Here is an 18,628-nt window from a genome sequence, read left to right on the forward strand (position 1 = left end):
AAGGCCAGTGCCACTCTCGGAGCGGTTTCCCTGGCTCGCGGGAGCGCCGGTCTGCGACGGGCTTTGGCCCTGGTCGCGAGGGTTCCTGCCGGCGGGAGCAGACCTTGCAACGCAGGTCGGGCGCTTTCGCGCGGCCGGTTTCACGCATGCCTCCTTCACCCTGTCGAGCGGGCGCGACACGGAAACCGACGCACTGGCCAATCTCGGCCACCTGTCGGGCGAACTGGCGACAGCGGGTGTCGTTGTCGCCCATGATCGGGCGGCGATCCTGGCGGCGCAAGCGGACGAGGTGTTCTCCGCATCCTTCCATTTCCAGTCGGCAACACCGTTCTCCCGCTGCCCCGAACTCGTCGAGGCCTTTTTCGCCGCGGGCGTCCAACGCTCGATCCTCGCCTATAACGAGGCCAACATCTTCGCCGACGGATGCCACGAGCCGCGCAATGCGGGACCGTCGGCGGCCGGCCGCGATCTCGTTCGGCGGATGGTCCGGACCGGAATGCGCGTCGACCTCAGCCATTGCGGGGTTCGCACCACTTTCGACGTGCTGGAAGCGGGCCTGCCGACGCCGCCGCTCTTTTCCCATTCGAATGCCCGGGCGCTTTTTGAGCATGAACGCAACATCAGCGACGAGCAGATCCGCGCGGCGGCGGAGGCCGGGTCCTATATCGGCATCAACGGCGTCGGGTTCTTTCTGGGCGCACAAGGGGAGGCGATCCCGCGCGAGATGGCCCGTCATGCGGCGCATGTGGCGGAGATCGCCGGGTCGGCCGAACGCATCGGGCTCGGTCTCGATTTCATGTACCTGGAGGGCAGCGACTACGGCTTCTATCACGCGGCGCGGGAGCGCTGGCCACGCGGCTATCCCGAACCGCCATGGAGCTTCTTTCAGCCGGAACAGCTCGGTGATCTCGTCGCCGCCCTTGTGGCGGCGGGCTTCACACGGACGGATGTGAGGGGACTGCTGGGCGAGAACTATCTTCGCCATGCGCTGGCCAGTCGCTAGCGACTTCGGCCCTGACCCTAGCGCGCCAGTTCCTTCATCGCTGCCTCAAGCCCTTCCAGCGTCAGGGCGTAATGGCGGCCATCCATCAGCTCGCGGATCATCCGGATGGAGTTGGTATAGGTCCAGTGCCGTTCGGCGACCGGGTTCAGCCAGACGCTTCTCGAGTAGTGGTCGGTGAGGCGTTTCATCCAGACGGAACCGGCCTCCTCGTTCCAGTGCTCGACCGAGCCGCCGGCATAGGCGATTTCGTAAGGGCTCATCGAGGCGTCGCCAACGAAGATCAGCTTGTAGTCGGGCCCGTATTTGTGCAGCACGTCCCATGTCGGCAGCCGCTCGGAATGGCGCCTTGCGTTGTTCTTCCAAAGGAATTCGTAGGGGCAGTTGTGGAAGTAGAAATACTCCATGACCTTGAACTCGGTACGGGCGGCCGAAAACAGCTCCTCGCAGACGCGGATGTGGTCGTCCATCGAGCCGCCGATATCGAAAAAGAGCAGCACCTTCACCGCATTGCGGCGTTCCGGTCGCATATGGATGTCGAGCAGGCCGCGATGCGCGGTGGCGCGGATCGTGTGGTCCAGATCGAGTTCCTCGGCCGCGCCCTGGCGAGCAAAGCGGCGCAGGCGCTTCAAGGCCACCTTGATGTTGCGGGTGCCAAGTTCCACCGTGTCGTCGAGATCGCGGAAGGTACGCTTGTCCCAGACCTTGACGGCGCGCCGGTGGCGGCTTTCGTCCTGGCCGATGCGGATTCCTTCCGGATTGTAGCCATAGGCCCCAAAGGGCGAGGTGCCGGCCGTGCCGATCCATTTCGAGCCGCCCTGGTGGCGGCCCTTCTGTTCCTTGAGCCGCTCGCGCAGCGTCTCCATCAGCTTGTCGAAGCCGCCGAGCGCCTCGATCTGCGCCTTTTCCTCTTCCGTGAGGTGCTTTTCGGCGAGCTTTCTCAGCCAGTCCTCCGGAAGGTCCCGGGCCTCGGTGCCGGAACCGCCGAGCTCAAGCCCGTTGAAGGTCTGGCCGAACACACGGTCGAACTTGTCGAGATTGGTCTCGTTCTTGACCAGGCAGGTGCGGGCGAGAAAGTAGAAATCCTCGACCTGCTTGCCGGCAAGATCGGCCTTCAGCGCCTCAAGCAGCGTCAGGTACTCGCGCAGGGAAACCGGCACGCCGGCGCTGCGCAGATTGGCGAGAAAGGTCACGAACATGGCAGGAGATTAGGGCTGCCACCGGCGGATGTCGAGACGGCGCGGATGACTTTGCCGAAGGCGGTTCGGCCCCCCGCGCCGGCCAGATCGGTGTCCTCGAGCTTCAGCGACACGCGTCCGCCCGCGCCATGGAATGTCTTGAAATTCACGCCCAGACGGGTCTCGCCGATCACCCCGGCGAGAGAGCCGACGGACATATCGTTGATTTCGATGCTGAACTTTCCTTCGAAGGCCGAACCGTCGACCTCCCTGGCACTCGGCTCGCACCATTTGGTGCACTCGCCGGTGTCCTTGTTGTAGATCGCGGCGCAGCCGTTGCTGCAGGTGATCGAGCAGCCGTGACCGGCGTTGCAGGTTGCCATGATATCGTTCCCCCTGAGATGTCTTCGTCAAAAACCCATTGCACAATCGCTTGCGGCGTCCCGCCACGCCGGCGGCGCATCAGAACACCTAAAAACACTCAAAACGAGTGCGTAGTTAAAATACACTATAAAGGTGCTCTTGAGAAGTGCTTCACCTAGCGTAAAGCCCGGGGAAGCTCCGTGATACGGCAGTCGCGAAAGGCACGCGTCGCGTCAGGCGGTGGTCTGGGCCGGCCGGGAGCACGTCGCCTGCGCGGGCAGGAAGGCCGCGAGCTCCGCAACCGGCATTGGCCGGGCGAAATGATAGCCTTGCGCGTAGCGGATCCCGATGCCGCCGAGCGAGGCGGCCTGTTCAGCCGTCTCGACGCCTTCGGCAACGCAGATGGACCCGACCTGGCGGGCGATCGCCAGAATGTTCGGTACCAGGGAGGCGCGCAGGGAGTCCTCCGACGCATCGACCTCGCCGACAAACTGGCGGTCGATCTTGATGTAGTGCGGCGACAGCTTGCGGACGCTCGACAGGTTGGCGACGCCAGTGCCGAAATCGTCGATGGCGATCTCGAAACCCCGTGCGCGCAGATGGGCGATGGCCTGGCTCATGTCGATCCCGGTTTCGAGGCCGTTCTCCAGTATCTCGCAGATCAGCACATAGGGCTTGTCGCCCAGGACGCGTAGCGCCGCGGATGCCTCAAGGCGGTCGAGGTTGCGGGCATGCAGGTCCTGCCGGAAGAAGTTGGCTGACAGGTGGAAACCCTCCAGACGGCCCTCCAACGAAGCAAGGTCCGTGATCGCCTTGCCCAGGACCGCCTCGGTGAAGAACCAGGTCGAGCCCGTTCGCTCGATTTCGGGAATGAAGGCGGAGGGAGGAAGGGGGCCATATTCATCGCAGAAGCGAGCGAGCACCTCGCAGCCCACCGGGTCGCCACTGCGCATGTCGATCACGGGTTGGTAAACGCAGTGAAAATCGCGAAAATTGCGGCGAATGGCGGTGCGTATCCGGCCTGTAAGCGTTGAGCGCTTCTCGAAGCGGCGCAGCCGCCACCGGTACCCGAGAAAACCGAACCCGAGATAGGCAAGGATGCCGGCTGCCGATGTCAGCGGATTCTGCATGATTTCGGCGGGCATGTCGTCGCGGGCGACGACGCAGAAGCGCCAGACGCCTTCGGTGCAGCCTTCGACATAGGTATAGGGGCTCAACGGATGCTGGATGCTTTGCCTCGACTGCTCGTAGATGCCTTCGCTGCCGAAGAGGTGCACCGCATAGTCGGTGCCGGGCGGACGGGTGAAGGCTTCCCAGTCGAATGAGGTCGTCGTGTTCGACAGGATCCGTTGATCAAGGACGATACCGACGTCATGGCTGCGCACGAAGAAGTCGACACTGGTTTCCGGCAGGCGGGGGTCGGAGAAACCCAGCCAATAGGAGCGGTCGGGATCGAACAGTGACTGGATGTCGTGCGCAGGGAAGGCGTGCGTCTCGTCGAGCAGCCCCAGAGTGGCCGAACAGATGGGGGTTGGCCCGCGATCGCGGAAGAAGAGTATCTCGTGGACATGGTTGAAGCGGAAGAGAAGGTTCCGCGCCTCCTGCTGCAGTTCCGGCGTGCAGGCGTCGAAGCGGCGGGAATCGAGCTGGGCGAAGATCTCGTCGGCCTGCGAGGTGATCACATGGCCGCGCGCGTGCACGAGATCGATGACGGCCTTCAGCCGGCTGCGCATGTCGAGGTGATGCGCGACCTTCATGACCAAGAGGCAGGTCAGGAAAACCGCAAATCCGAACGCGACGCTCAAGATCCTGTCACGAATAGATGCTTGCATGGGCCGGTTTTTCAGAGAAATGCCTGAATCGATACTTCATTCATGGGCCTAGCATGATTTCGATTCGCGCAATACGCCTAACTCGAAGAAGGATGAATGAAGTTCATGCCAGCAACCGGCCCGAAGGCCCTATTTGCGCGGCGTTTCCGGCGCCTTGCCCGACGCAGTGTCGAGAAGCGCCTTGGTCTCTGGATCCGACTTGAACAGTTCCCCCATGACATCGGAGACGCTGGGGCCGCCACGATCAATGAAGGGGGCCGGGCGGCAGACCTCGATCGCGGCGATACCCACGCGTGCGGTCAGAAGTCCGTTGATGACGCCTTCGCCGAGCCGGGCGGAAAGGCGGGCGGCCAGCCCATGGCCTAGCAGTTGCGAGACGAGGCTGTCACCGGCAGCCATGCCTCCCGTCATCGCCAGATGCGCCCCGACATGGCGGGCGAGACGCAGGAAGCCGATCAGGCCCGGCCTGCCGCCATAGAGCGCCGACAGGCGGCGCATGATGCGCAGGTTCTCGATCAGGACCACTGCAAGGTCGAGAGCGGCGCGCGGCGAGACGGCGGTGACGACGGAGACGCGCTTGACGCTCTCCTTGACGATGCGCACGGCGCGCGCGTCCAGCGCCTTCAGCAGGTCGCGCTCGGCAAGCAGCACCAGATCGCGCCCGTCGATCACCTCGCGCACGTGGCCGGCCAGCGCCGCGCGGCCGTGTGCTGTGTCGGGCCGCTCGCCATAGAGCGCGATCAGGTCGCGAATGCCGGCGCGTCCCGTCTCGCCATCGTCGCGGGCGGCGGCATCGGCAAGGGTCGCGCGCAGGCTCTCGATGCGCTTCAGCCGGAAGATGCCGACGATCTCGCGCAGGACAAGACCGATGGCGGCGATCGCGGCAATGGCGGCAAGCGCCAGGCCCAGCCAGCCGAGCCAGTCGGTGCGGGCGAAGAGGTCCCGGATCAGCGCATCCACCGACAGGCCGACGGCAAGGGAGACGAGGCCGCCAAGGCCGATGGACAGCCAGCGGCCCCAGCGCGGGCCCTTGCGCGTTTCCACGGCAGGCGGCAGCGGCGCCCCCCGGGTCTCGCGCTGCGGTACGATGCGTGCTTCGGACGTGCCGGCGGCGCCCTCGTCGTCGGGGTCCATGCGCACGCGCGCATCGTCCAGCCGGAACGCGGCGGGCTTGCGCGGCGAGCGCGGCGTGTCGCCGGAACTGGTCATGCGAGCCGGTCTCCGATCAGGAATTGCAGGGCGCGGTCGAGCCGGATATGCGGCAGGGAGAGCTTGACCCCCTCCGCCGTCACCTGCAACTCCGGCGGCCGGAAACGAACGAAGCGAACGCCGCCGGCTGGAGCTTTCGCATCGAAGATGGCCGCAGGGTCGTCCGGCAGATCTCCTGGAAAGAGCGCGATCTCGGTCTTGCCGTCATAGGTCTCGCCGTTGACCCTTTCACCGGAAAGAGGGGTGCCGAGGATCGCCGGCATCGTCTCTCCGCCATGCGAAAGGCTTGCCTCGCGCGTTGCGCGAATGGCGGCAAGCGCCAGCACCTCCACGTCGGCGCCGCTGTATTCGGCCCGCTCGATGGCGCGCGCGACAAGCCGGCGCAGGATCGCCTCCAGCCGGTCGTGGTCCGACCGGTTGAGGTGATCGGCCTTGGTGGCGGCAAAGAGGATGCGGTCGATCCGGCGGGTGAAGATGGAGAACAACCGCGAGACCTTGCCGGGCCGGAATGCTGCCAGGATCTCGGCCAGCGCGATTTCCAGATCGGCCAGCGCCCCGGCGCCGGCGTTGAGCGCATTGAGCGCGTCGACCAGCACGATCTGCCGGTCGAGACGGGCGAAGTGGTCGTGAAAGAAGGGGCGCACGATATGTTTCTTGTAGGCCTCGTAGCGCCGCTCCATCATCGCCCCGAGAGAGCCGGGCCGGAGCGGGCCGTCATGGCCGCCAAGGTCGAGCGGGGCGAAGGTGAGGGCGGGCGAACCTTCCAGGTCGCCCGGCATCAGGAAGCGGCCCGGCGGCAGCATGGAAAGCGCGCGTTCGTCCTCGCGGCAGGCGCGCAGGTAGGTGGTGTAGAGGCCGGCAAGCCGGCGAGCGTCCTGCTCGTCCGCCTCGGCCTGCGGCCCGGTCTCGGCGAGTGCCGCGAGATAGTCGGCGGAAATCTCCGCGCGGCCGCTCTCGCGGGCACGGGTGAGCGCCTCGGCGGAAAAGCTGCGGAAGTCCTTGTCCAGCAAGGGCAGGTCGAGCAGCCATTCGCCCGGATAATCGACAATGTCGAGATGCAGCTTGCCGCGTCCCAGCGTGCGCGACAGGAAATGGGCGGATTCGAACTCGATCGTGAGCCGCAATTCGGAAACCTGCCGCGTCGATTGCGGCCAGATGCGCTCCTTCAGCAGCGTGTCGACATGCGCCTCGACGTCGAAACGCGGGACATTGTCGTCGGGCTGGGGTTCCAGATAGGCGCGGGCGAGGCGACCGCCGGCGGCGGCCTCCAGCAGCGGCAGCCGGCCGCCATGGACCAGATTGTGGACGAGCGCGGTGATGAAGACTGTCTTGCCTGCCCGTGACAGGCCGGTCACGCCGATGCGCAAGGTCGGCGTGCCGAGCGACCCGGCGGTCTCCGCGAGATTGTCCAGGGAATGGCGCACCTCGTCCGTGAGGCGGGTCAGCAGGCTTCTTTGCGTCACGTCTTGTCTCCGCACGCCCATGTGGGGAGAGGAGCGGGGGCTTGCAAGCGCGGGCGTACCGGCGCGCGTCTCATGCCTCCGGCTTGGGGGCGCCGTCATTGGCTGCGGTGGGCACTGCCGAAAGCGAGGTCGCGCCGGCCAGCAGGCGCGGCAGGCAGAAGGCAACGACGCGGCCGGCGCCCGGCTCGATGGCCGACCAGCGCTTGGTGTCGAAGTCTATGACGGTCAGCGCGGCTGTCGGATATTTTTCGGAGATGGCTGTCTTCAGGGCGGGATTGCCGCCGCCGATCAGGTCAAGCGCGGTCTCCTGTGTCGCCGGGTTGTGGCCGACAACGAGAAGGGTGCGGCTGCCCTCGCCGGCCGTACGGATCGTCGCCAGATAGTCGTAATCGGACTCGTCGTAGAGTTTGCGGGTCAGCCGGATGTCGATCTCGCCCTGCAGGGAGGGCAGGATCAGGGCCAGCGTCTCGCGGGTGCGCTGGGCCGTTGAGCACAGGATGCGATCGGGATTGAGCCCGTGCCGGGCCATATGCGCGCCGACCTCGGGGGCGGCCTGCCGGCCGCGGTCGTTCAGGGGGCGCTGGAAGTCCGACAGGCCGGGCTGGCCCCAGTCGGACTTGGCGTGTCTCAGCAATAGCAGGCGCAGCATGTCAGACGGGTTCCCCGAACGCGGTTGCGATGCCCGAGTTTAATCACATGCGAGCGCCCGCGTCCGGGGGAAGTTTGGTGTGCCGGGACGGATGTTCGTCAGGTTGTCTTGTCGGCTTCGCGAAATTCGAGGATGTCGCCGGGCTGGCAGTCCAGCACCTCGCAGATGCGCTCCAGCGTGTCGAAGCGTACGCCCTTGACCTTGCCGGACTTCAGCAGGGAGACGTTCTGCTCGGTGATGCCGATGCGTTCGGCGAGTTCACGCGAGCGCATTTTCCGGCGCGCCAGCATGACGTCGAGATTGATCACGATCGGCATGTTGGCGACCTCACACGAACTGGCGGTTTTCATCCGCAACAATGGCGGCTTCCTCGAGAATCCAGCCAAGAACGACAAGCAGCATACCGAAAACAAGGACAGTTATGTTGTCGGTATGCAGGCCGATGGAGACTTCCCGCTCGCCGGGAGCATTGGCCCAGGACACGACGATGCTGCCGAGGGTGCCGATCACGATCGTCATTGGTGCGAATGCGGCGAGAATGATGCCGATCCACTTCAGCCTTTGTCCGCTTTCGGGAGCAAGGGCGGCGCCCCGGGCGAAACCCTGGAACAACCGGCGCAGGAAGAAGAGGGCGGCGAGCACGAGGCCGACGGGAACCAGGGCAAGCAGGATCGCCAGGACACGGGTGACGGGGGTCAAGCTTGCCTTGCCGGATGTCGACAGGCCCTCGATCAGCATCCGATCGAGGTTCGACGGGTCGAACAGGAGGAGGCCGGCGATCGCGGCCGGGCCGGCAATCATGAGGAACAGCGTCAACCATGACAGGGCGCGGCTGACCCCGGCGATCCGGGCAAGACGGGGATTGTGCCCGGTACGAAGTGCGGGGTGAAACGTCATTCGATAATTCCTTCATAATTCAGTTTACAAATTTAATGTTACACAATAAAAAATGCACGTCAATCGGGAAAGCGATTGATCCTTTTCGGTATCGGAGTTCCCATGCGCAAACATCACCTTCTTCCCCTGAACGTCCACAAGGTCGCCCTCCTGGCGATCATTCTCGTCGCCGCCTCGCTGGCGGCCTCCTGCGGGCAGGTTCCGCTTGCCAGCCTGATCGGATTGCGCAGCTTCGATCTGGAGACGACCGATCCGGCCCGTCTGCGTATCGCGGTGCGGCATCCCGACTGGATCAAGGTGCCATCCGAAGGTGCCGTCATGCACATCGAACAGCGCAGCAAGGCGTCCGGAGCGCTCATCATGAGTGAGCAGATTGTTTTTCGGCATAGCGTGGCGGACGAGGACCTGGCATCCCTTGGGAGCGAACGTCGACGCGGCAGCGTCATTCGGGTCTTCCGGGTTGCCCCGCGCGATGTGGAACGGATGCGGGCCGTGCAGAAGGCAATCCGCGACCGTTCGCAAGACAAGACACCGGGGGTGGAGGGGCGTCTCAGCGTGAGCGTCACAGGCTGCCGGTTGGGACCCGTGCCCGAGGGGGCGGTCAAAGTGTCGACTTATCTTGCAGCGAGCGAGCTCGACGGGTTCGTGCCGCTGACAAGGGACTTCGACCTGCGGGCGTCGATGATCGAAGCCGGTGCGCCGCAAGACGACCCGATTGCGGCCTGCCCGCAGACGCTGGGGAAAGGTTGACCGGGCTTTCCGCTCACGACAGGGCGATGGGTGTCAGGGTGCTTTTTCGGCGAGCAGTTCGGCAAAGGAGGTGACCAGGGGACCGATTGCCTCGGCCTGGCCGGGCAGCGTGTAGGCGATCCACAACGTGTAATCGGTGTTGCTCGTGCGAAACCGCCAGAGGCTCTCGCAGCGGCTTGCGTCCTTGCTCTCTCCGGTCAGAAAGGAGATCGCGGCAGCCGCCGCGCCGGTTGTCTCCAGAAGGGGAAAGCCGGCTGCGGCGTAGCGCTCCCGGAAGGTGCGCGCCGCGACCGCGCCATTGCCGGAGGGGTGGCTGCGCACGATGGCCGAGATGCCGGCCGGGTTCTGGTAGATGCAACCGGCGATGCGGTCGGCCGAGCCTGTGAGAACCCGGATGCGATTGAGGCTTGCCACCTGGTCAGGGCAGGTCAGGCCGGTGAAATGGCGCATGCCGCGGGTGACCACCTTCCAGCCGGATTCCGTCGATCGCTGCTGGGACAGGGCCGGTGGCACGGATGCCGTGGCGGAAAGGACAAGGGCCAGAACGGCCGCACGGGGGAACCGGACAAGCAGGTGCGAACACGCAAGACGCCCTCTGCTTTTGTCCGCTTCCTTTGTCCGCATCGCCGCTAGCGCCCCTCGCGCCGGTTGAGAAAGGCGAGGCGCTCGAACAGGTGGACGTCCTGCTCGTTCTTCAAAAGCGCGCCGTGCAATGGCGGGATGAGCTTGCGGGCGTCGCGTTCGCGCAGGTCGGCGGGGTCGATGTCCTCGTTGAGGAGCAGCTTGATCCAGTCGAGGAGTTCCGAGGTGGAGGGCTTCTTCTTAAGTCCGGGCGTATCGCGCACATCGTAGAAGATCTTGAGCGCCTCGCGCAGCAGTTCCGCCTTCAGGCCGGGGAAGTGAACCTCGACAATGTCGGTCATCGTGTCGGCATCGGGAAAGGTGATGTAGTGGAAGAAGCAGCGGCGCAGGAAGGCGTCGGGCAGCTCCTTCTCGTTGTTGGAAGTGATGATCACCACCGGGCGCTGTCGCGCGCTCACCATCTCGCCCGTCTCGTAGACATGGAACTCCATGCGGTCGAGTTCCTGCAGGAGATCGTTGGGAAACTCGATATCCGCCTTGTCGATCTCGTCGATGAGAAGGACGGGGCGACGGTCGGCCGAGAAGGCCTCCCAGAGCTTGCCCTTGCGGATGTAGTTGGAGATGTCGTGCACCCGGTCGTCGCCGAGCTGGCTGTCGCGCAGGCGCGAGACCGCGTCGTATTCATAGAGCCCCTGCTGGGCCTTGGTCGTCGACTTGATGTGCCATTCGATCAGCTCGGCATCGAGAGCGCCGGCGATTTCCTGGGCAAGAACCGTCTTGCCCGTACCCGGTTCGCCCTTGACGAGGAGCGGGCGCTGCAAGGCGACAGCCGCGTTGACCGCGATCCGCAAATCCTCTGTGGCGACATATCCGGACGTACCCTCAAAACGCATTGAAATCCCCGCATCAAGACTTTCTTGCGCTGCACAGTATGAGGCAGGCAAGGCATGCGCAAGACCTGCCCGGCGCGGGCTCCGGCCCGGCATTTGTTGCCGGGACAAGGGGGACAAAGCTGCCGCCACGTCGCCGGTTGCCGGCGCGCCATCCTTTTTGGATCAAGCGATTTCAAAGACTTGGGGCGTTTCGTGAAACTGGCACGTTGCTTGCCAACAACAACCGCGAGACCGGTGTCCGCTATGGCGCCGTCATGCCATCCGATCCGTCTGGAGGTTCACATGGGTGTTTTTGGTGCATTGAACGCGGCCGTGTCCGGCCTTTCCGCGCAGGCCTATGCGCTGGAGAACATCTCAGGCAACATCGCCAACTCGGCGACCGTTGGCTACAAGCGGCTCGACACGTCCTTCTCGGATCTCGTCGGTGGCGGCCGCGGTTCGCAGCCGAGCCAGCTTGCCGGCACCGTGTCGGCCAGTTCGCGGGCGACGAACGGCATCCAGGGCGACCTGCAGCAAAGCCAGGTCGATACCTACATGGCCATCAACGGCAGCGGCTACTTCGTCGTGCAGGGCCGCGCCGGCGAGGTTGACGGCCGTTCGATCTTCACCGGCAACGACCTTTACACCCGACGCGGCGATTTCGAGGTCGACAAGGAAGGTCGCCTGGTCAATGGCGCCGGCTACTACCTGATGGGCCAGCCGATCGATCCGGTCACCAAGAACGTCGCCGGTTCGGTGCCCTCGATCATGACGATCGACAGCTCCGTCATTCCCGCCGTCGTGACCGACCGCATCCAGTATGAAGGCAACCTGCCGACGACGCCGCAGACCAGCGCCAAGCTGGCCGGTGGCACGGACCTGCTCGACGCGGCGCTGACCAAGGCTTCGACCGGTGCGGCGCCGGACGCTGCAGCCGTCGGCCAGACCGTCGGCGCCGATGTGATCTCCTCGGATGACGAGGTGACTTTCCTCAACAGCTCGATCGCCGGCGAGGCGATCACGGTCTACAACTCGAGCGGCACGCCGGTGAACGTGCAGATGCGCTGGGCCAAGACCTTCGAGGATGACGGCTCCCAGCCCGACACGTGGTCGCTCTACTATCTCTCCGACTCCACGGCGACCGGTGCAGGCGCGAAATGGAGCAAGGTGTCCGACGCCCAGTTCGGCACCGATGGCCGCATGACGCTGCCGGCGACCGACTCCATGGCGCTCACCGCCCTCACCGTCGACGGGCAGACGGTCGGCGACGTGACGCTCGACTTCGGCACCGACGCGCTGACCCAGTTCGCCGATGCCAACGGCAGCGCCAAGATCTCCAAGCTGACCCAGAACGGCTACCCGGCGGGCGATCTCGCCGGCATTTCGGTCTCCGAGGCCGGTCGTCTCGTTGCCTCCTACTCGAACGGCCGTACCCGCGAGCTTTACGAGATCTCGCTGGTCTCCTTCTCGGGCGAGGCGTGGCTGGAACGTGTCAACGGCGGTGCCTTCGAGGTGACGCCTGAATCCGGCGAGCCGATCTCCGGCGCGCAGGGCAACATCGTCGGCAAGCGGCTCGAGGCATCGAATACGGATATCGCCGACGAGTTCTCCAAGCTGATCGTGACCCAGCAGGCCTACTCGGCCAACACGAGGATCGTCAGCTCGAGCGATGAAATGCTTCAGGAAGCGATCAACATGATCCGCTGATGCGGGTCGCGAACTGACCGGCCGGCGTTTCGCCGGCCGGTCGTCCTTTCACGTCGACGCGGAAGCCGGGTAAGTCCATGGGACTGGGAAGCGTTCTCAACACCGCACTGATCGGGCTCGGTTACAACCAGCGTCAGCTGGACGTGACCGCGGGCAATATCGCCAATGCGGACACCGTCGGCTACACGCGAAAATCCCTGACCGCGTCGGTCAGCTACGACGGCAACGGCCGGGTTACCGGCCTCGATGCCGACAGCATGCGCCGCTATCTCGACCTTGCCGTGCAGACGCAGTACCGCACGTCTCTGGCGCAGAACAATTTCGCCTCCGTCTCCCAGCAATACACAGCCCGGCTCGACACGCTGTTCGGAACGATCCAGGATTCGGGCTCGCTGCCCAACCAGGTCAATTCCTTCATCTCGTCCATGTCGAACCTGGTGTCCGGGCCGGAGGACTACTCCAACCGGCTCGAGGCCTTGCGGACTGCCGAGGCGATGGTCGGCAAGATCAACGCCATGTCCCAGGAAATCCAGGACATGCGGCAGGAGGTCGAGTACCAGATTTCCGATCAGGTCAACCGGGTCAACGAACTTCTGACGGACCTGCAGGCGCTCGACCGCGAGGTGGTCGCCAATTCGCAGGACGGCGACATGCCTGTCGGACTGATGGATCAGCGCGACATGATCCTGGAGGAGCTGTCGGGCTATATCGACATCACGGTGAAGCCGACGGAACAGGGTGGGGTGCGCGTCCACATGGGCGGCGGCACGCTGCTCTATGATGTCGACGTGATGAAGCTGAAGTTCGATGTGCGCGGCAACATCAACGCCAACTCTCTCTATTCGATCAATCCTGCCGACCGGGATGTCGGCACGCTCGTGCTCGAGAACTCGGAAGGCAGCCAGATCGACCTGCTGGCGACGCGCACGCTGCGCACGGGATCGCTCGCCGGCCTCGTCACCATGCGCGACCAGACGCTGACGGATGCGCAGACGCAGCTCGACGAGCTTGCCGCGTCTGTCGCGCGCGCGTTTTCCACGCATGTTCAGGACGGCACGCCTTATCCGGCCGCCGGCACCCAGACGGGCTACGAGCTCGATCTGGCGAACATGCAGCCCGGCGACAGCCTGACCTTCGACGTGAAGGACATGGCGACCGGCCGCACCAAGTCGGTCACCATCTATCGCAGCGACGGTCCCGAGCCACCGGCGCTCACGGCGACGAATGATTCCAACGACATCTTCCTTGCCGTCGATTTCTCCAGCGGCAATTACGGGACGATCGCGGCGAACATCCAGACCGCGCTCGACGGGGATCCGCGCATCGGTGCGGGCGTCTTCACGGCTGCCAATCCGGGCGGCTCGACCCTGAGGCTGGAAAGCACGGCGCCCGCCGCCACGCGTATCGAGAGCATGTCGGCGAACGAGACGATCACCGATCCGTCCACCCATGGCGATGCCTTCGCGCTGTTCGTCGATGACGATGGCAGCCCGTTCACGGGCATGGCCGACGGCCGGCCGAACACCACGGGCTTCGCTTCGCGGATACGGGTCTCCGAGGCGCTGCTCAACGATCCCTCGCTGCTGGTGGAATATGCACCGGGCATCGCCAATGGCGATCCGACGCGGCCGCAGGCTGCCCTCGACAAGCTGACCAACACCAAGGTCGCCTTTTCTCCGGGCACCAGGATCGGCGGCCCGAACGCGGTCTACAAGGGCTCGATCAACGACTTCGTGACGGCTTCGGTCTCGCACCAGAGCGGCCGTGCCGCCCAGGCGAAAGCGACGCTGGCCGGCCAGGAGGTGGTGACGTCCAACCTGAAGACGCGTCTCGACAACGCCTCGAAGGTCGACGTGGACCAGGAGCTGGCGCAGCTCGTCACGTTGCAGAACGCCTATGCGGCCAACGCCCGGGTCATGCAGGTGGTGCGCGAATTGTACGATATCCTGATGCGGAGCTAGTGAGACGCGATGTCCATCAATCCCTATGGCAGCCTCAACTCGCCGCGCCTGGTCAACTACCTGACCAGCATGCGCTCGCAGATGGACGATCTTCAGCGGCAGCTGGGCACCGGCCTCAAGTCGGAGACCTATGGCGGCCTCGGCTCGTCGCGCGTCCTCGACCTGCAGCTCAAGCAGCAGCTCTCCGAGGTCGGCGTCTACAAGCAGACGATCCAGATCGCCGGCCTGCGGCTCGACACGATCGACAAGACCAGCGAGCGGCTCGAGGAAATCCGCATCGAGGCGAAGGCCACCACCGACCAGAACAATTTCGAACTGTTCAGCAATGGCCGCACCTCGTCCCAGACCGCGGCGGAGATTTCGCTTCGCGAGTTCATGTCGCATCTCAACACGGATGTCGGCGGGCGCTATCTGTTCTCGGGAAAGACCGCCGACACGCTGCCGGTTCAAAGCCTTGATTACATTCTCGCCGGGGACGGCAACTATGCGGGCCTGAAAACCGTCATCGGAGAATATAATCAGGCGGATCTCGGCGCGCTGGGGAACGGCCGCATGACGACCGCTCAGGTCGGTACCCAGGTGACGCTTGCCGAGGACGGTACCCATCCGTTCGGTTTTAAGATCGACAATGCGTCGTCGGGCCTAAGCAACGTGAACGTCACGCAGAATGCGGGGCCGCCGCCGTCGATGGATGTCGACTTCACCGGACAGCCGCAGCCTGGTGAGGCGATCCGCGTCTTCCTGACACTGCCGGACGGGTCCCAGAGCGAGATAACGCTGGGCGTCGATGGTGGGCAGGACGATCCGGAGTTCACCTTCTCGCGCGGTGCGACGCCGGCCGACACGGCCGCCTATTTCAAGACCGCTCTCGACAGCGCCCTGCAGAAGGCAGCGAACACGGAGTTGAAGGCGGCCTCGACGACGCGCGCCTCGGAAGCCTTCTTCGACACCGCGCCGAAGTCGCCGGTGCCGCCGGGCTATCTGCCGCAAGCGCGGGTGGTGCCGAATGCCGGCGACTTCACCACCGCGACCACCCTGCGCGACGGAACGCCGGACACGGTCGCCTGGTACACCGGCGACAACTCGCCGGGCAATCCGCGCCAGGACACCAGTGCCGCGATCGACGAGAACCTGAAGATCAACTACGGCGCACGCGCGAACGAGGACGGCTACCGCCTTGTCGTCCAGTCGCTTGCCGCCTTCGCCGCCTCGGACTTCTCCAGCAACAGTCCGGACAACCAGGCATTCTATGAGCAGATGGCGCAGCGTTCCTATGGAGGACTGACGCCGGCCGGCGCGGAAGCATCCGGCATTCGCCAGAACCACATGGAGTTCGCCGCGGCGCAGCGCACGCTCAAGGACGCGGAAACCCGGCACAGGGTGGAGGAGGGGTCGCTGAAGGCCTTTGTCGACGAGATCGAGGGCATCGACAAGGAAGAGGTCGCCGTCCGGCTTCTGACGCTGCGGACCAACCTGGAAGTGAGCTACCAGGCCACCAGCATGACGCTGCAACTGTCCCTGTCGAACTATCTGTAGCCCCGACAAGCGACACCGGCGCGTGAGCGTCTTGCCCGTTTGCTCTCTCCCGCTGTCTGACAAGACCCGGCCGGATCCGCTCCCGCCGGGTTTTTCGTGCCTGCCTGTCAGCCGCCGCCATTGTTTCGTGTGTCCGAAACGCGAAACGCCGGCGCGAGGGCCGGCGTTTCAAGCGCTGTTGCGATGGGGGACAGGGCCCCGGCCCGCCTTTCGCCTTCAGGTGCCGCGCAGGCCCTGGGCGATGTTGCGGTTGATCTGGATCAGCGTCGTCAGACGGTCCGGGCTCGGGTTGGTCATCACATCAAGCGTGTGCTTGAGGATGAAGGCCCCCAGCGAACCGAGGTTCTGCTTGATCTCGAGCGGAAGCGGATTGTCGTTGCTTGTCACTGACGTGGCCAGGATCGTCCACAGTCGGCGATTGTAGGACAACGCCTCGTCCAGTGTCACCGGGCTGTCTCCGCCCCAGTCATCCTTGACCGCCTGAAGCCGCGCCGCCGCCTTGAGCAGCAAGGTCGCCTCCAGCTCCCTCGGGTTCACGGTCGATTGCGTCGTCTGCTGATATGCTGCGTTGGCCAGATTGTGCATGTTCGATCAGTTCCCGTTCATACTCGACCAGTTCCCTCGCCCGTCTCAAGGCAGCGTAGAGAGAACCGGTTAAGATCTCATTGTTGACGGCGTCCACACGGCCGATGGTGCTGGGCGCAGCCTGAATGAAGTCATTGACAAGCTCGAAGTAGATCTTCCGGTGACGCTCTATGTCCTGATTGAGGTACATGAGCTGGACTGCCAGATAAATCCGCTTCGCGGGTGTGTTTGCCGTTTCCGCTGTGTAGATGTCTTTTTCGCGAAGGATCGGTTCACTGCCCTCAATGAAGATATGCGTGCGGTGGTCACCGTTTGTTATTACGGTGGATCCGACGATAAATCGTTCCTTCGGGCGCAGTTCGATCTTCAGTGCCATGGTTGAATACTCTCATAGGCTTATGATTCAAGCAACAAGTAAGTGCTCTCGAAATAGAAAGGGCGACGAGTTTTCTCGTCGCCCGGAAATATTTGCCTAGTATTTCCACTAGAACAGACGCAGCACCGCCTGGTCGGCCTGCGAGGACAGCGACAGGGCCGTCGTCGACAGCTGCTGGCGGGTCTGCAGGGCGAGAAGGTTGGCGCCTTCCTCGTTGGTGTCGGCGAGCACCAGGTTGTCGGCGCCCGTCTGCAGGGTGTTGATCGCCGCCTTGGTGTAGTCCTTGCGGATCTGCACGGTCGAGAGGCTCGAACCGAACTTGGAGCCGGCCTCGCGCAGGGTGATCAGCGCCTCGGAGAGCTCATCGAGCGAGGTGTTGGCCTCGGTGTCGCTGAGGCTCGAGACCTGGCTGATGTTGAGGCCCGAGGAGGTCAGGTCCTCGCCACCGATCTTCAGCTCCGACTTCGTTGCCGCATCGCGCTTCTCGTTGAAGGCGACGGTGAGCTTGGAGGAGGAGGAGTTGATCAGGTTGATGCCGTTGAACGAGGCATCGGCGGCGAGCTTGTCGATCTGGCCCAGGATGTCGTTGAACTGCGACACCAGCTTCTGGCGGGTGGAGGAGTTCGCTGCCGGATTGGCCTGTGCGGCGATGACCAGCGAGTCCATGTCGCCGGCGGTGGCGCCGTCGGTGAAGGAGACCGACGTCTCGCCGGCGTCGACATAGTCGCCGTCGGCCGGATCGGACAGGTCAACGTTGGAGTTGGTGCCGAAGCCGAGCGAAGCGGCCAGCGAAGTCGCCTGGGTCGTCGCGGTGGAGGCGTCGCCGCCCGTGTCGAAGATGTTCAGGTAGATGCTTTCGGAATCCGAAGCGGTGATCTTCAGCTTGCCGGCATCGGTGACCTCGGCGGTGGCAACGCCCGAGGCGTTGATCACGTCGAGGACGTCCTGGACGGTCGCGACCGGGCCGGTGCCGTCGGTCTTCTGCGTCGTGCCGATGGTGATCCCAATGCCGGAGAGCGCGCCGGTTGCGGTGTCGTGCGCTGACAGTTCGATCAGATCACCGTTCTGGAAGCCGAGGTTGGCGAGGGTCTGGCGCTTGGCCTGGTCCTGGATGGATTCGCCCGAGATCGGGGTCAGGCCGTTGGTGGAGATCGACGAGGAGCTCTCGACGATGGTGCCGGAGCCGGCCGAGCCGTCCTGCAGCGCCTGACGGGCGGTCGACTGGGCACTTTCCACCAGCTTGGTGATGGCGGTGATGCCGTTGTCGGCGGCCTCGATCGTCTTGATCGCGTTGCCGATGCCGTCGAGCAGGTTGTTCAGGTCGTTGGCGCGGGCGCCGAGCGACTGCGAGGTGAAGAAGTTGGTCGGGTTGTCGAGGGCCGAGTTGACCTTCTTGCCGGTGGCAAGACGGTTCTGGGTGGTGGCCATCATGTCTGCGGTGCCCTGCAGGGTCAGGAGGTTCTGACGCACACCGGCGGAGAGAGTGATATCGGACATTGCAAAATCCTTTTGCCTGATCCCGCCGGGCGGGTCAGCCTCATCCTGAGGCTTCTCGGCAATGTGCCTTATTTATCCCTGATGAATGGTTAAAGCGCAGGCTTGCGACTTCGAAATGGTGTGTCTTTTCAGAGAGAAAGCCTCTCACCCGGCTTGAGTGAAAAAGGGCGG

Annotated in this window: 18 protein-coding genes; 5 read left to right on the forward strand and 13 right to left on the reverse strand. The window is 64.3% G+C overall.

What is annotated here, in order from left to right; all coding sequences use genetic code 11:
• Positions 1 to 7: 7 nt before the first annotated feature.
• Positions 8 to 1,003 carry a dipeptidase gene (locus tag RBB46_RS14930; protein ID WP_306029812.1) on the forward strand — a complete coding sequence of 332 codons (996 nt, stop codon included), beginning with the start codon at positions 8 to 10 and terminating at the stop codon, positions 1,001 to 1,003.
• Between the two features lie 17 nt (positions 1,004 to 1,020).
• On the opposite strand, the gene RBB46_RS14935 is transcribed toward RBB46_RS14930, so the two are convergent.
• From RBB46_RS14935 to RBB46_RS14970, 8 genes are all read right to left on the reverse strand, one after another.
• Positions 1,021 to 2,199: a VWA domain-containing protein gene (locus RBB46_RS14935; protein ID WP_306029813.1), complete on the reverse strand. Its 1,179-nt coding sequence runs from the start codon at positions 2,197 to 2,199 to the stop codon at positions 1,021 to 1,023.
• On the reverse strand, positions 2,190 to 2,561 hold the full coding sequence (locus RBB46_RS14940) for a hypothetical protein (RefSeq protein ID WP_306029814.1): 372 nt from the start codon (positions 2,559 to 2,561) through the stop codon (positions 2,190 to 2,192). The genes RBB46_RS14935 and RBB46_RS14940 overlap by 10 nt, the downstream gene beginning before the upstream one ends.
• A gap of 213 nt (positions 2,562 to 2,774) precedes the next feature.
• Entirely contained in the window at positions 2,775 to 4,346 is a 1,572-nt protein-coding gene (locus tag RBB46_RS14945; protein ID WP_306029815.1) for a cyclic diguanylate phosphodiesterase, read from the reverse strand.
• Between the two features lie 156 nt (positions 4,347 to 4,502).
• Positions 4,503 to 5,582, reverse strand: coding sequence for a YcjF family protein (locus RBB46_RS14950; protein WP_306029816.1), 1,080 nt, complete (start codon positions 5,580 to 5,582; stop codon positions 4,503 to 4,505).
• Complete coding sequence (locus RBB46_RS14955; protein WP_306029817.1) at positions 5,579 to 7,045, reverse strand: YcjX family protein; 1,467 nt, start codon at positions 7,043 to 7,045, stop codon at positions 5,579 to 5,581. Before RBB46_RS14955 ends, RBB46_RS14950 begins: the two co-directional genes overlap by 4 nt.
• A 70-nt stretch (positions 7,046 to 7,115) precedes the next feature.
• Positions 7,116 to 7,694 carry a histidine phosphatase family protein gene (locus RBB46_RS14960; protein ID WP_306029818.1) on the reverse strand — a complete coding sequence of 193 codons (579 nt, stop codon included), beginning with the start codon at positions 7,692 to 7,694 and terminating at the stop codon, positions 7,116 to 7,118.
• Positions 7,695 to 7,792: 98 nt separating this feature from the next.
• The gene (locus RBB46_RS14965) at positions 7,793 to 8,011 is read right to left on the reverse strand and encodes a helix-turn-helix transcriptional regulator (RefSeq protein ID WP_306029819.1); all 219 of its coding nucleotides are present in this window, start codon (positions 8,009 to 8,011) and stop codon (positions 7,793 to 7,795) included.
• A 10-nt stretch (positions 8,012 to 8,021) separates the two neighbouring features.
• Positions 8,022 to 8,591: a DUF2975 domain-containing protein gene (locus RBB46_RS14970; RefSeq protein WP_306029820.1), complete on the reverse strand. Its 570-nt coding sequence runs from the start codon at positions 8,589 to 8,591 to the stop codon at positions 8,022 to 8,024.
• A gap of 102 nt (positions 8,592 to 8,693) precedes the next feature.
• On the opposite strand from RBB46_RS14970, the gene RBB46_RS14975 reads away from it, so the two are divergent.
• Positions 8,694 to 9,341 (forward strand): hypothetical protein, encoded by a 648-nt coding sequence (locus RBB46_RS14975; RefSeq protein ID WP_306029821.1) that lies wholly within the window; start codon positions 8,694 to 8,696, stop codon positions 9,339 to 9,341.
• A 33-nt stretch (positions 9,342 to 9,374) separates the two neighbouring features.
• Here RBB46_RS14975 and RBB46_RS14980 read toward each other — a convergent pair whose 3' ends face one another.
• Both RBB46_RS14980 and RBB46_RS14985 read right to left on the reverse strand, forming a co-directional pair.
• Positions 9,375 to 9,791, reverse strand: coding sequence for a hypothetical protein (locus tag RBB46_RS14980; RefSeq protein ID WP_306029822.1), 417 nt, complete (start codon positions 9,789 to 9,791; stop codon positions 9,375 to 9,377).
• A 179-nt stretch (positions 9,792 to 9,970) separates the two neighbouring features.
• Complete coding sequence (locus RBB46_RS14985; protein WP_306029823.1) at positions 9,971 to 10,816, reverse strand: MoxR family ATPase; 846 nt, start codon at positions 10,814 to 10,816, stop codon at positions 9,971 to 9,973.
• A gap of 282 nt (positions 10,817 to 11,098) precedes the next feature.
• Here RBB46_RS14985 and RBB46_RS14990 point away from each other — a divergent pair, with 282 nt between their 5' ends.
• The 3 genes from RBB46_RS14990 to RBB46_RS15000 all read left to right on the forward strand — a co-directional run bounded on the left by RBB46_RS14990 (position 11,099) and on the right by RBB46_RS15000 (position 15,999).
• On the forward strand, positions 11,099 to 12,502 hold the full coding sequence (locus RBB46_RS14990) for a flagellar hook protein FlgE (protein ID WP_306029824.1): 1,404 nt from the start codon (positions 11,099 to 11,101) through the stop codon (positions 12,500 to 12,502).
• Between the two features lie 77 nt (positions 12,503 to 12,579).
• Positions 12,580 to 14,463: a flagellar hook-associated protein FlgK gene (gene flgK, locus RBB46_RS14995; protein WP_306029825.1), complete on the forward strand. Its 1,884-nt coding sequence runs from the start codon at positions 12,580 to 12,582 to the stop codon at positions 14,461 to 14,463.
• A gap of 9 nt (positions 14,464 to 14,472) precedes the next feature.
• Positions 14,473 to 15,999: a flagellar protein gene (locus RBB46_RS15000; protein WP_306029826.1), complete on the forward strand. Its 1,527-nt coding sequence runs from the start codon at positions 14,473 to 14,475 to the stop codon at positions 15,997 to 15,999.
• 216 nt (positions 16,000 to 16,215) lie between these two features.
• On the opposite strand, the gene flaF is transcribed toward RBB46_RS15000, so the two are convergent.
• The 3 genes from flaF to RBB46_RS15015 form a co-directional block, all read right to left on the reverse strand.
• Positions 16,216 to 16,584, reverse strand: coding sequence for a flagellar biosynthesis regulator FlaF (gene flaF / locus RBB46_RS15005; RefSeq protein ID WP_306029827.1), 369 nt, complete (start codon positions 16,582 to 16,584; stop codon positions 16,216 to 16,218).
• Entirely contained in the window at positions 16,466 to 16,960 is a 495-nt protein-coding gene (gene flbT / locus RBB46_RS15010) for a flagellar biosynthesis repressor FlbT (protein ID WP_306029828.1), read from the reverse strand. Before flbT ends, flaF begins: the two co-directional genes overlap by 119 nt.
• Positions 16,961 to 17,068: 108 nt before the next feature.
• Entirely contained in the window at positions 17,069 to 18,457 is a 1,389-nt protein-coding gene (locus tag RBB46_RS15015; RefSeq protein WP_306029829.1) for a flagellin, read from the reverse strand.
• Positions 18,458 to 18,628: the final 171 nt, after the last annotated feature.

The organism is Stappia sp. MMSF_3263 (genome assembly GCF_030733745.1).
GTDB lineage: Bacteria > Pseudomonadota > Alphaproteobacteria > Rhizobiales > Stappiaceae > Stappia.

Coding starts and splice junctions, on each gene's coding strand:
- RBB46_RS14935 (WP_306029813.1), bottom strand. CDS start 2,199: ATGTTCGTGACCTTTCTCGCCAATCTGCGCAGCGCCGGCGTGCCGGTT.
- RBB46_RS14940 (WP_306029814.1), bottom strand. CDS start 2,561: ATGGCAACCTGCAACGCCGGTCACGGCTGCTCGATCACCTGCAGCAAC.
- RBB46_RS14950 (WP_306029816.1), bottom strand. CDS start 5,582: ATGACCAGTTCCGGCGACACGCCGCGCTCGCCGCGCAAGCCCGCCGCG.
- RBB46_RS14960 (WP_306029818.1), bottom strand. CDS start 7,694: ATGCTGCGCCTGCTATTGCTGAGACACGCCAAGTCCGACTGGGGCCAG.
- RBB46_RS14965 (WP_306029819.1), bottom strand. CDS start 8,011: ATGCCGATCGTGATCAATCTCGACGTCATGCTGGCGCGCCGGAAAATG.
- RBB46_RS14970 (WP_306029820.1), bottom strand. CDS start 8,591: ATGACGTTTCACCCCGCACTTCGTACCGGGCACAATCCCCGTCTTGCC.
- RBB46_RS14975 (WP_306029821.1), top strand. CDS start 8,694: ATGCGCAAACATCACCTTCTTCCCCTGAACGTCCACAAGGTCGCCCTC.
- RBB46_RS14980 (WP_306029822.1), bottom strand. CDS start 9,791: ATGCGCCATTTCACCGGCCTGACCTGCCCTGACCAGGTGGCAAGCCTC.
- RBB46_RS14985 (WP_306029823.1), bottom strand. CDS start 10,816: ATGCGTTTTGAGGGTACGTCCGGATATGTCGCCACAGAGGATTTGCGG.
- RBB46_RS14990 (WP_306029824.1), top strand. CDS start 11,099: ATGGGTGTTTTTGGTGCATTGAACGCGGCCGTGTCCGGCCTTTCCGCG.
- flgK (WP_306029825.1), top strand. CDS start 12,580: ATGGGACTGGGAAGCGTTCTCAACACCGCACTGATCGGGCTCGGTTAC.
- RBB46_RS15000 (WP_306029826.1), top strand. CDS start 14,473: ATGTCCATCAATCCCTATGGCAGCCTCAACTCGCCGCGCCTGGTCAAC.
- flaF (WP_306029827.1), bottom strand. CDS start 16,584: ATGCACAATCTGGCCAACGCAGCATATCAGCAGACGACGCAATCGACC.
- flbT (WP_306029828.1), bottom strand. CDS start 16,960: ATGGCACTGAAGATCGAACTGCGCCCGAAGGAACGATTTATCGTCGGA.
- RBB46_RS15015 (WP_306029829.1), bottom strand. CDS start 18,457: ATGTCCGATATCACTCTCTCCGCCGGTGTGCGTCAGAACCTCCTGACC.